Below are 12,435 nucleotides of genomic sequence, written 5' to 3' on the forward strand. Positions count from 1 at the left end.
TCTACTATAAAGTCTATATTTATATATCAATCAATTAATATTTTCTTATTTAAAATATCTTTTTTTAATTTTTTTATATTGTTTTCAATTTTATATATTATACCTTCAAAAAATTCATCATCTTGTCCAGTAGGATCTTCTAAATTCCATTCTTCTTTATATTTAGCTTCTAGAAATGGACAGTAAACTTCACAACCCATAGTAATAACAATATCTATTTCTGGAAGTTTATCAATTGTTTTAGAGTTTTGACTTTCTTCCATATCTATCTTATAAATCTTTTTCATAAGCCTTACTGCATCTTGATTAATTTCTTCTTTTGCCTGAGTCCCTGCTGAATAACTATAAAAAACATTTCCAGCTAATAACTTGCCAAGAGCTTCAGCAATCTGACTTCGACAAGAATTGTGAACGCAAATAAATGCCACTTTAGGTTTTTCCATAATATTCCTCTCTTTTATAAGAATTTTTTAAACTTTAAATAAAACTCATTTTTATATCAATTATGAAATTTAATAAATTTTTATTTTTTAATCATTTTTAAAATTCTACCCTGCTTAGTTTAAATAAAGTATCTCTTTGTTTTATTTGCTATATTTACTAAGAATAGCATCAGCGGAACCTCTGTTAATACACCAACCGTACAAGCCAAGGAAGCAGCTGATCCTACTCCAAATAAGGCAACAGAAACTGCAACAGCTAACTCAAAAAAGTTTGATGCACCTATCATAGCAGCTGGAGCAGCTATTTCAAATGGAAGCTTTAATAATTTACAAGAAATATATGCAATAGTAAATATTAAAAATGTTTGCAAAATTAAAGGAACGGCAATCAAAACAATATGAATTGGACTTTTTACTATTAAGCTTGCTTGAAAACTAAATATTAATATAAGCGTTAGTAAAAGACCCAAAGTTGTAACCCCATCAAACTTATTTACAAATTCTTTTTCAAAATATTGGCTCCCCTTTTTATTTATAATATATTTTCTAGTAATTATACCTAAAATTAATGGAATCGCAACAAAAAGTAATATGCTCACAAACAAAGTTTTATAAGGCACAACAACATCTGATACCCCAAGTAAAAATTTAACTATTGGAATAAATGCTACTAATATTATCAAATCATTCGTTGCAACTTGTACAACTGTATAGGCAGGATTTCCCTTAGTAAGACTGCTCCAAACAAAAACCATAGCAGTACATGGAGCCGCCCCTAATAAAACTGCCCCTGCTAGATACTCTTTAGCTAAGACTTCTCCTATTAAATTTTTAAATATCACAAAGAAAAATATATACGATATAAAAAACATGGTAAAAGGCTTTATAAGCCAATTGACAATCCAAGTTACAAAAAGACCTTTCGGATTTTTCCCGACTCTTTTTATACTCTCAAAATCTACTTTAATCATCATCGGATAAATCATGATCCAAATTAAAATTGCAATAGGTACAGATATTCCTTCTATCTGCAGATTTGACAAAACTTCTACGGCTGATGGAAAAACTTCACCTATAAATACCCCCACAAACATACATAATAATACCCACAAACTTAAATATTTTTGAAATACATTTATATCTTTTGATTCACTTTTATTCATATCATCATCCTCTCAATGGACATATAGAACTTTATCTATATGTTGTGTAAAAATTTTATTCAATATTACAAATACAATCATCACTAGCTTCACTTATATGGCTTATAAAATAATTCAAATCTTTTAAAACTTCCTTATTTAAAGTATAGAATGTATTTTTCCCATCTCTTCTACTTTTTACTAAATCTTCCCCTTCTAATTTTTTCATATCATTTGATAAAGTTGGTTGACTTATATGAAAATATTCTAAAATCTCACATGCACATAACTCTCTGCAAGATAATAAATCTATTATTTCCAATCTCTTAGGATCACTAAGAACTTTCAATTTTTTAGAATATTTTATATATAAAGATTTATCCATATACACTTTCTCCTTTTATATAAATATTTTTCTTTGATATTATATAAAACATATTGATGTTTGTCTATATGTTTTATATAAGTGTAATAAATTTTTTGTAAAATATCTAAGTTCTTAATTATCTATAATCTTATTAGATAATTGTAAATTTATCCTTATCAATCCTAGCTATTATTGATAATATGAATTTTCATAATATTTTAAATTTTTTGTAAAGACCTAAAAAAAGAAGGGATAAACCCTTCTTTAATTTTTATCTTATTATTCAATTTCGATTTGTTTCTTTTTGTCTTGAATTTCTTTTTTAGGAACTATGATTTCTAATACACCATCATTTAAGCTTGCCTTTAATCCTTCTTCATCTATATCTTTAAAATACATGCTTCTTTGCATGTGTGAGAATTTTCTTTCCTTATGAATATAATTTTTTTCTTTATTTGATTCGTTTTTTTCTTCCTTCTTTTCAACTAGTAGAGTTAATTTTCCATCTTCTAAAGTAATTTGTATATCATCTTTTTTGAATCCTGGAAGTTCAGCTTCTACTGTGTAGGCCTTTTCATCCTCTGCTATATCCACTTTAAATGAAGCAGATTTTATAGCTTTTTCTGGTGTGAATCCATCATTAAAGAAACTGTCAATCATATTATAAAAATCTTCAAATCCATTGTCTATTAATCCTAAATCACTTCTTCTATATGGTCTAATACTCATATCAACATCTCCTTTAATTTTTTAGCACTCGATTAGCTTGACTGCTAATCTATTTATAGTATAGGTTAAAGGTCAAAGAATGTCAAGTTTTGTGTGATTAAAATTAATAAAATTTTTATATTTGAAAATTTATATTTATTCTTTGTATTTTTAGGATTGACAAGCTTTTTATTTGCATTATATTTCTAAAAGTTTAAATAAATTATCCATAAATAAAAAAAAGAGAACCAATTAAGGTCCTCTTTAGTGTTTATAAGTAATTTTATAAGTTAAATTATTTTGCTTCTTTAACTTCTTTTTCTTCAACTTTTTTGTCTTCTTTAACTTCTTTTTTGTCTTCAGCTTTTTTTTCTTCTTTTACTTCAGCTTTTTCTTCTTTTAGACCAAGTTTTTCTTCTGCTTCTTTAAGTGCTTTTAAAGCATTTTCTACTTGTTCATCTGTTGCGATTTTATCATCAACTATAGATTTTGCTGCTGCAAGAGCTTCTTCGTATTTAGCTTGATCTTCTACTTTAGCTTCTTTAAATTCTTTTGTTGCTTTAACAGTTTCTTCTTTAGCTACTTCTTTTTTTAGTGCTTCTTTTACTTCTTTATTTTCAGCAACTTTTTCAGAGCTTAGAAGAACTGTGTTAGCTTCTTCATCATAGTCTACTCCAAAATCAAGAGCTTTACCTAGATCTCTTACTCTGTAGTAGTTGTTTCCGTCAATTTTGAAAGCTTTTGCTGTTAAATCAGTTTCGCCAACTTTTACTTTATCATTTGTTAGCATTGCTTCTGATTCTGCTTTAACTTCTTTTTGGTCAGTATCAAGTACTTTGTAGTCTGCTCCTTTAGTTAGAGTTACTAGACCATCTTTATATTCTACGCCAAATTTAACTTTGCTATCTTTTAATACTGCAGCTACATCTCTTAATTTGAAATAGTTTTCGCCATCAATATTGTATCCATAGATTACAACATCTTTGTCGTCAAGTCTTACTTTTTGAGTAGTTGCTTTAACTTTTCTAACTTCTTCTTTTTTAACTTCTTCTTTTACTTCTTCTTTAACTTCTTTTGCTTCTTCTTTTACTTCTTTAATTTCTTCTTTTGCTTCTTCTTTTTTGTCTTCAATTTTTTGTTCAACTTTTACTTCTTCTTTTACTTCTTTTGCTTCTTCAGCTTTTACTGGTGTTGCTACTGATAGTAGTAAAACACTTGCTAAAGTAACTGATGTTATTTTTTTAATCATTATAATCCTCCTAAAATATATAATATAAAACTATTTTTATTATACCCGATTTTTGTCTAAAATCAATCTTTAAGCTGATAAAACGTTCTATTTGATCTTTTTAAAGCAGTTAATATCTTTAATATTCCCAAGATTACAAGTAGATAATAAGCAAGTTTTATAGCCTTAAAAGTAATGACATTTTTAGCTAAATTCATAAATATTAATATGGCTATTGTATTGCTTGCTATGTTTACCATTGTTACATATCTTCCATAGCTTCCTTCTGAAAAATAAGAAAAATCTCTAAAAACTAGAAAAAAGAAAGCAAGTTCTAATAAAAATATATAATTTTTTAAGTCCAAATCATATTCCATAAAAGCCGATATAAATATGATAAATGAATATACAAAACAAATTATAAATCTTGAATTTTTTATCCTGTATGTATTTTTATAATTATAGAGTTCTTTTATAGAAAAAGCTTTTAATAGCGAGGTTAGTATTTTTGTGTTTTTGACCCTTTCTGAAATCCAGGCACTTATTACAGAGGAAAGAAATATTGTTAAAATCAAACTTTTAGACACTTCAAAAAAATATAATAATTTTTCATCTGCTATATTTTTTATAAAGAAACTAATAACTATACTTATAATAAAAGAAAGGAAAAAAGTTTTTAACAATTTATTTAAAATCACATAATTTTTCCCTGTAATTAATATATCTTTATTATCTCTATAAGAACTTGCAAGTGAATAGGGGCTGCCCAAATCTTGTAAATAATTTTCTAATTTTTCTTTTGAATAGTCTTTTCCTATATTTTCTTCTAATATATATATGAAATCATCTCTTGCTTGCAATGAATTTTCATAGGTCATGTATTTGGTCATCTCTCTTAAGTATATTTCCAGGACCTCTTCCTTGTTTATCATACTATCACCTTAATTTATTATATCATTTTTGATAATAATTCTATAATTTTTAATTTCTGATATATTTTCATAAATTTGGGTAATAAATAATAAGAACTTGTTTAATGAATAAATATTTATATTGAATATATTTCTTGATTTGCTAATTTATTAAAAGTTTGCCATTGTTTTTATTAGATTAGCGGGTTAAATGCTCGGCATATAGAAATATATTTAATAGATACTTTATTAAATTTTATATTATTCCAACCTAAAAAAAGCATCTCTTGCGAGATGCTTTTTTGCTATTCTAATCTAATACATAAACTTTTACGTTTCTTCTACCAAATTTTAATGCTTGTGAATTTGTACTATAGAATAAATCTATTCTGTTTCCTTTTATTGCTCCACCTGTGTCTTCTGCAGTTGCATATCCATAGGTTGGAAATCCATCCATAGATTCAATGTAAAGTTTTGATCCTAGTGGTATAACTTTTGGATCTACTGCAACAGCTCCTACTCTTGCTCTTGTTCCCATTGCTGTTTTTGATCCAGCTGATGGGTCATAAGCAGTAGCTTGCATTACTATAACTTTTTTTACCTTTTTACCGTTTAAGCCTTCTACTTCTTTTGTTCCCTTATGTACAATTTCTTTTACAGGTTCTTTTACAACTTCTGTATCTAAATTTTCAATAGAAACTAATTTGTCATTTACAAATATATTTTGCATAGTGTGGATTTGTTCTCCTTTTACACCAACTTGTACAACTTTTGTTTCTCCTTGATACATTTCATCGTTTTCTATAACTTCTGATTCATAAGGAATTTCTTCTGTTTTACTAAATTGTTTTTTATCTACTCTTTCAATTCCAACAATTCCCTTGTCTACAATTTCATTTGCAGGTTTTGTTGTAACTACATCATGTTCATCAAGCTCTATGCCTAATTCTTCCATAAGATCGTCTATAGTTTCAGATAAAACTTTTTTCTTTTCTTCATTATCGCCAATCTTTAATGTAATAGTTTTATATTTTGCAATTTTTATATCCATTCCATCAGTTATTTCTGTATCTTTTGTAGGAAAAACTGCTTCATCTTTTGATAATTCTATATCTTCTGATATTAAAAAATCTTCAACGGTATTAGCATAAGTTGAAATCACTTCTTCTTCACCGTCTACAATTAAATTTACATCTTTAGCAAGTACTGTTGAGAAACCCATGATTAGAGCTGAAACAGCAAATATCGCAAGTATCCCGATAATTAGTAATTTTTTTCTGAACGAATTTGTCGTCTCCATCTTAAATAATAACCTCCTAAAATTTAAAAAATTACAATTTTGTTATTTTTGTAACTTTTTTGTAACTAATTTAAATCACTTGCTTAGTATAAAGGTTATTCATTATATTGTCAAATTTTTTGTAATTATTTTGTAACTAATTCTCTATAGCTTGATATTACTAGCTTCTAGACTTTTATATGTTTTCATGTAACCTTTGCTTAATCTTGTCAAAAAAACAAATGGCTATTTCAAGCCATTTATCTTTTAAGGTTACAAGTATATTACAAATTATTTACAATTCTTTTTACTAAATTATTTGTCATTTTCGCTGTAAATCCCCAAATTACTCTATCTTTATATAAATAAAACATGACTTTATCTTTACTTTGTTTAAATTTATAATTTTTGCCATTCTCTATTAAATCATAAGGAAAATCTGTATCCCTATTTGCATCAAATTTAACTGTATAGATTTGTGGCTCATGGTCTATAAAATAGTCAAAAGGTACAGTAAAAATATGGTCTACTTCTGCCTTGTTGGGCTTTATATTTTCTACATCTTCTTTTATAAATCCAATATTTGTATGAATTATAGATCCATAAGGACTTACTAGATAATCGAAGGCTGTAATTATTTCAATTTGCTTGTCTGAAAGATTTAATTCTTCTTTTGTTTCTCTTACTGCTGCTAAAAGCGGTCCTTCATTTTCTTCTACTTTTCCCCCTGGATAACATATATCTCCAGGCTGAGATCTTAAATCTTTTGATCTTACTTCAAAAAGTAGGTGTAGGTCACCATCAACTTCTATAAACGGTATGAAAATTGAATATTTTCTATTTATGCCTATTGCTTTTGGCTTTAAGCCTTTTGAAATTTTTACAATATCATCTATCTTCAAATTATCAACCTCTTAATACATCATCTATAAATTTTTCTATAATATTCTTGTTTTTATTGTCTAGCATATTTTTTCTTTTTTTTATTTCTTCTAGTAATTCTTCTGCTTGATAAATTTTTAAGTAGTCAATATCTAATTTTTCCGCAACTTTTTCTAATATTATTGTCAAAAGTTTGACATAACTATAATCATCTGCTAAGCCATAACTTTCTGCAAATTCTGGCAAGACTTCTTCAAAATATCTTCTATATTTAGATATGTTTTTAAATTTTTCTTCATTAATATAACTATTAAATACATCATCCAAAAGTACATTTATTATTTTAAATGCCCTATCTTCATCAAAAGGCTCTATATAATATTTTTGGCCTAGAAGTCCCTTAATCTTTTTGTAAGTGTCAAAATAACCTATTCTCATCAGTTTCTCAGCCTTGATTGGGTCAAAGTTCATGGCAGATGTATAAGTTTTTCTTGGCTCAATAACTATGGCATTTTTAGGTATATAAATATTTTTTACTTTGCTCGGGTGAGTTCTTATTATTACTGGTGTCTGCCCTAACCTTTCCACCATATTATATGGAAGATTATTGTAAAATCCTCCATCTAGATAGTATTTACCATCCAGACTTTCTAGTTTAAAAATCGGATAGTAGCAAGATGCTATTATATAATTGTGAAGTTTTCCTTTTGCTATATCTTTTATATATAGCTCTTCTCCTCTTTTATCTGTCAAATTAAAGGTAACAAGTCCAAAATTCATATCAGATTTTCTAACTTTTTCTTCATCTATGTTAGATAAAACTAAGTTTCTAAGCGGTTCTACATCTATCGTAGCTCCATCGATCTTTTCTTTTGCTTTTCTTTTTAGAATATCGAAGATATTTTCATCTTGGATTTTGTTGTTATTTAATATTTCCTTAACTTTATTTCTCTTATCTTGGTCCATAAAAGAATCCATGTTGGAATTTCGCCATAACTCTGCACACTTTTCTGGCTCATTCATCACTATCATAGCAGCATTTATTGATCCAATTGATGTTCCAACAGCAGATTTAAATTCAAAACCAAGTTCTTTTAAAGCAAAATAGGAGCCTATTTGGTAGGCTCCTTTTGCTCCCCCGCCTTCTAAAACGAGTCCGTAATTATTTTTCAAGCTGGCTTGTGCAGTTTGGACATCTACTTGCATCTATTGCAATTTCAGTCTTACAGAACGGGCATGTCTTTGTAGTTGCTGCTGCCTCTTCTTCTTTTTTGGCAAATTTATCTTTCATTGCATTTATTTGTTTTATAACTGAAAATATTACAAGTGCTATAATTAAAAAGTTTACTATGTTATTAATAAATACACCTATACCAATTGCTGCCCCTGCTTCTTTGGCTTGAGCATAAGTTTGATAATTTGCTCCATCTAGGGCAATAAAGATATTTGAAAAATCAATATTTCCTAAAAGCATTCCTATAGCTGGCATAATAACATCATCTACAAGTGAAGATACGATTTTACCAAATGCTCCACCTATGATAACCCCTATTGCCATGTCCATAACATTTCCGCGAGAAATAAATTCTTTAAATTCTCCAATAAATTTTTTCATTTTACACCTCACTTATTTGTTTTATTTCTATTTTATTCCTTTTTAAAAGCTCAAGAGCATAATCGTCCACCCTATAAGCTTCCTTGTATATTATAGCCTTAATTCCTGCCTGAATCAAAGCCTTAGTACAATTTAAACAAGGAAAATGTGTAACATAGCATTTTGCTGACTTTACAGAAATTCCCTCTTTTGCACAATATAAAAGAGCATTCATTTCAGCATGAATTGTCGCTATACAATGCCCATCTCTCATTGTATGTCCAACTTCATCACAATGTTTATTTCCCGTTATAGATCCATTATAACCAGTTGATATTATTCTATTGTCCTCATTTACAAGCACGCATCCAACAAATGCCCTATCACAAGTCGACCTTGTCGCCACCATTTCAGTTATTTCTAAAAAATACTCATCCCAAGATTTTCTCACTTATTTCGCTTCCTTTGCTAATTTATCCACCAGCTCATTGTATTTTACTCCACTATGAGCTTTTACCTTTATAAAAACCACATCTAACTTATCTTTAATAGAAGAATAATAAGCAGCATACTCTTTTGTGCCCTTTTTATTTGCCTTCCAATTGCCCTTTGCCCAATTTTCTATGCCAGTATAGTCATAGTGGATGTAAAGCTTTGTTTTCCCAAGTTCTATGGCTCTTTGCATAGCATATTGGCTGCCCTTAATTTCTCCTGCAACATTTCTCATCTCAGCATCTTCCTTCCAAAATCTTTTTGATGCTGTTTCATAAATTTTATCATTATCAAATAAAAGAGTTCCATATGAAAATGACTTGTCTTTTTTATCATAAGACCCATCAACATAGGCTATGATTTCATTTTCTTTTAACTCTATCTCATCTTCCTTTATTTCTAAAATTTCTTCTTGGTCATTTATAAAATTAAGAGCCTCATCTTTATTTTTAAATTTTTTATAGATGGCACCACTATAGCCCATGACCATCTTTTTGCATTCATCCCAGCTTTCATATATGCCCGGCTCGCGACCCTTTTTTACTGCATAATACATTTTATCACCTAGAAGAATTTTACAATAAATCTTGATCTTAAACAAGAAAAGCAAATTTTACCTAATATATGATATAATTTAAATAAGTAATTAGATAATTAATGGAGGTATTATGGATAGTAAAAAAATAGAAAGAATAAAAAATGGTAAGGGATTTATTGCTGCTCTAGATCAAAGTGGTGGATCAACTCCTAAGGCTTTAAGACTTTATGGAATCGATGAAGACCAATATAAAAACGAAGAAGAGATGTTTGACCTAGTTCATAAGATGAGATCTAGAATAATAAAATCTCCTGCTTTTACATCAGATAGAATACTTGCAGCTATATTATTTAAAGTTACAATGAACTCAAAAATCGACGGCATGTACACAGGCGATTATCTTTGGGAAAAGAAGCAAATACTACCAATCTTAAAAATTGACGAAGGTCTTGATGTAGAAAAAGATGGCGTTCAACTTATGAAACCAATGAAACACCTAGACGAACTTCTTGAAAATGCTAAAGAAAGAAATATCTTTGGCACAAAGATGAGATCAGTTATAAAAGAACTTAACGAAGAAAGCATAAAAAAAGTTGTTGACCAACAATTTGAACTTGCTAAAAAAATATCTAATGCTGGATTTGTTCCAATAATTGAACCTGAAGTTGATATTCATGCTAAGGATAAAGAAGAAATAGAAGAACTTTTAAAAGAAGAACTTGTAAAACACCTAAAAGAATTAGATAAAGATGTTTTAGTAATCTTTAAATTGACCCTTCCTAGCAAGGCTAACCTATACGAAGAACTTTACGACTTCGACCAAACTCTAAGAGTTGTTGCCCTATCAGGTGGATATTCTAGAGAAGAATCAAACAAACTTCTAAAAGCAAACAAAAGCACAATCGCTTCATTCTCAAGAGCCCTTACAGAAGGCCTAAAAGCAGATCAAAGCGATGATGAATTTAATAAAAAACTAGACTCCTCTATAGAAGAAATCTATAAGGCATCTGTTGAAAAATAATTTTTAAGCATTAGATTGATTTCTAATGCTTTTTTTATGATAAAAAGGAGATGAATAATGGAAAATATAAAAGATCAATTAATAAATTATAGAAGAAAACTTCATCAAATACCAGAAGCTGGCTACCTTGAAATGCTAACAACAATACAATTAATTAAAGAAATAAAAAAGCTTGGATTTACTGATATTAGATACGGAAAAGAAATCCATAAAGATAGGATAGGTCTACCTAATGATGAAAAAATAAAAGCTCACGCTGAGATGATAGAAGACCAAGAAGACTTTGATCTATCTGAAATAAAAGAAGGCTACACTGGACTAATAGTAGACTACGATACCAAAAAACCTGGCCCAAAAATTGCCTTTAGATTTGAAATAGATGGACTCTTAATAGAAGAAACCGAAGATTCTTCTCATATACCAAACAAAGAAAACTTTAAATCTAAATTTAAAGAAACCATGCACGCTTGCGGACACGACGGCCACATGGCAATAGGACTTGGCCTTGCTAAATATATAATTCAAAATAAGGATCTTTCTGGCTCTTACAGGATAATCTTTCAACCAGCAGAAGAAGGAGTACATGGAGCAAAATCACTTTTAGAAGCAGGTGCAGTTGACGGCGTAGACTATTTATTTGGACTTCATATTGGAATGAGAACTCCAACAGGAACAATCGGCGTGGGAACTAGAAAATTTTTAGCAACCAAAAAATTTGATATAGACTTAAAAGGAAAAGCATCACACGCAGGAATATTCCCAGAAAGAGGCAAGAACGCCCTTTTAGGAGCAGCTAGCCTTAGCTTAATCTTACACAGCGAACTTCAAAACTCAAAAGGCATGACAAGATTAAATGTGGGACTTTTAAACACTGGCAGTGAAAGAAATATAGTTCCAGGCTTTGCCCATCTTGAACTTGAAATCAGAGGCGAAAACGACGATATAGTAAAAGAATTAGAAAAGAAAGTTAGAAATTCAACTAAGGGCATCAGCCTTGCTTATGACCTTGAATACGACATCAAACTTATGGGATCTTCAATCACTTTTGATACAAAAAATGAAGATTTTAGAGATAGTTTAAATAAGTATTTAGAAAAAGATTTTAATACTAAAATTGCTCCAGCAATGAATGCATCAGAAGATATTTGCTATCTACTTGCTGCAGTAGAAGAAAATGGTGGCAAGGCACTACACTTTATCTTGGGATCAGACACAGCCGCATCTCACCATAATAACGCTTTTGATATCGACGAAAACAGCTTGTATATAGGTTATCAAATGTTTGTCGAAACAATAGACTTTATTTTAAAAGAAGAAAATAAATAGATCACATAAATAATCCTATTAAAAACTTAAAACAAAAATAAAAATAAAAAGACTAGTTTAATAAAATAACTAGTCTTTTTTACATATCAAATTATAAAATAAATAAATTTTTAATGATTAAACTTAGTAAACTAGAACTAATCACAATTAGAACATAAAATTTTACAGCTATATTTAATAATTTAATTTATATTATTACTTAATTGATTCAATATTTATTTCAAATATTAAAAAACTACGTAAAATTTATGAAAATAAAAATCTATAATTGGTAATTTAATTACAAATAAATTTAAATTAATAAGCATTTAAGGTATCTGAAGATTTAAAAATATTTTTAAACTAAACTAGCAAAATTTATAAAGAGTAAGAATTGATTTTTATAAAAATTTCTTTAAATAATTATTTCAAAACTATTTAATTTTATGTTTTGCATATGCTTTTCTTTTTAAGTATTAATTTTTTCCTACCAATATAATTTTTTTGCAATAAAAAAGAAGACCC

General features: G+C 28.4%; 14 protein-coding genes. 2 read left to right on the plus strand and 12 right to left on the minus strand.

Annotated elements, in window-relative coordinates; all coding sequences use genetic code 11:
- Window positions 1-26: 26 nt before the first annotated feature.
- From HGPB_RS08320 to HGPB_RS08375, 12 genes are all read right to left on the minus strand, one after another.
- Window positions 27-443 (minus strand): arsenate reductase/protein-tyrosine-phosphatase family protein, encoded by a 417-nt coding sequence (locus tag HGPB_RS08320; protein ID WP_019133231.1) that lies wholly within the window; start codon window positions 441-443, stop codon window positions 27-29.
- 119 nt (window positions 444-562) lie between these two features.
- A complete protein-coding gene (gene arsB, locus HGPB_RS08325; protein ID WP_019133232.1) occupies window positions 563-1,606 on the minus strand; it encodes an ACR3 family arsenite efflux transporter in 1,044 nt (347 codons plus the stop codon).
- 55 nt (window positions 1,607-1,661) lie between these two features.
- Window positions 1,662-1,970 carry an ArsR/SmtB family transcription factor gene (locus tag HGPB_RS08330; RefSeq protein WP_019133233.1) on the minus strand — a complete coding sequence of 103 codons (309 nt, stop codon included), beginning with the start codon at window positions 1,968-1,970 and terminating at the stop codon, window positions 1,662-1,664.
- Window positions 1,971-2,231: 261 nt separating this feature from the next.
- Window positions 2,232-2,681 (minus strand): Hsp20/alpha crystallin family protein, encoded by a 450-nt coding sequence (locus HGPB_RS08335; protein WP_019133234.1) that lies wholly within the window; start codon window positions 2,679-2,681, stop codon window positions 2,232-2,234.
- A 274-nt stretch (window positions 2,682-2,955) separates the two neighbouring features.
- Window positions 2,956-3,909, minus strand: a complete 954-nt coding sequence (locus tag HGPB_RS08340) for an FIVAR domain-containing protein (protein WP_019133235.1) — start codon at window positions 3,907-3,909, stop codon at window positions 2,956-2,958.
- A 62-nt stretch (window positions 3,910-3,971) separates the two neighbouring features.
- Window positions 3,972-4,820 (minus strand): hypothetical protein, encoded by an 849-nt coding sequence (locus tag HGPB_RS08345; RefSeq protein ID WP_019133236.1) that lies wholly within the window; start codon window positions 4,818-4,820, stop codon window positions 3,972-3,974.
- A gap of 289 nt (window positions 4,821-5,109) precedes the next feature.
- Window positions 5,110-6,099, minus strand: a complete 990-nt coding sequence (locus HGPB_RS08350; RefSeq protein WP_019133237.1) for a resuscitation-promoting factor — start codon at window positions 6,097-6,099, stop codon at window positions 5,110-5,112.
- Window positions 6,100-6,362: 263 nt separating this feature from the next.
- Complete coding sequence (locus HGPB_RS08355; protein ID WP_019133238.1) at window positions 6,363-6,980, minus strand: NUDIX hydrolase; 618 nt, start codon at window positions 6,978-6,980, stop codon at window positions 6,363-6,365.
- Between the two features lie 4 nt (window positions 6,981-6,984).
- Entirely contained in the window at window positions 6,985-8,166 is a 1,182-nt protein-coding gene (locus tag HGPB_RS08360) for a patatin-like phospholipase family protein (protein ID WP_051008352.1), read from the minus strand.
- Entirely contained in the window at window positions 8,123-8,575 is a 453-nt protein-coding gene (gene mscL, locus HGPB_RS08365; protein WP_019133240.1) for a large conductance mechanosensitive channel protein MscL, read from the minus strand. The genes HGPB_RS08360 and mscL overlap by 44 nt, the downstream gene beginning before the upstream one ends.
- Window position 8,576: 1 nt before the next feature.
- Window positions 8,577-9,005 (minus strand): deoxycytidylate deaminase, encoded by a 429-nt coding sequence (locus HGPB_RS08370; protein ID WP_019133241.1) that lies wholly within the window; start codon window positions 9,003-9,005, stop codon window positions 8,577-8,579.
- Entirely contained in the window at window positions 9,006-9,602 is a 597-nt protein-coding gene (locus HGPB_RS08375) for a ribonuclease H1 domain-containing protein (protein ID WP_019133242.1), read from the minus strand. It abuts the gene before it with no gap.
- 112 nt (window positions 9,603-9,714) lie between these two features.
- On the opposite strand from HGPB_RS08375, the gene HGPB_RS08380 reads away from it, so the two are divergent.
- Together HGPB_RS08380 and HGPB_RS08385 are read left to right on the plus strand one after the other, a co-directional pair.
- Window positions 9,715-10,605 carry a fructose bisphosphate aldolase gene (locus HGPB_RS08380; protein ID WP_019133243.1) on the plus strand — a complete coding sequence of 297 codons (891 nt, stop codon included), beginning with the start codon at window positions 9,715-9,717 and terminating at the stop codon, window positions 10,603-10,605.
- A 57-nt stretch (window positions 10,606-10,662) separates the two neighbouring features.
- Entirely contained in the window at window positions 10,663-11,931 is a 1,269-nt protein-coding gene (locus tag HGPB_RS08385) for an amidohydrolase (protein WP_019133244.1), read from the plus strand.
- Window positions 11,932-12,435 lie beyond the last annotated feature (504 nt).

Source organism: Peptoniphilus obesi ph1, assembly GCF_000311865.1.
Lineage (GTDB): Bacteria > Bacillota > Clostridia > Tissierellales > Peptoniphilaceae > Peptoniphilus_E > Peptoniphilus_E obesi.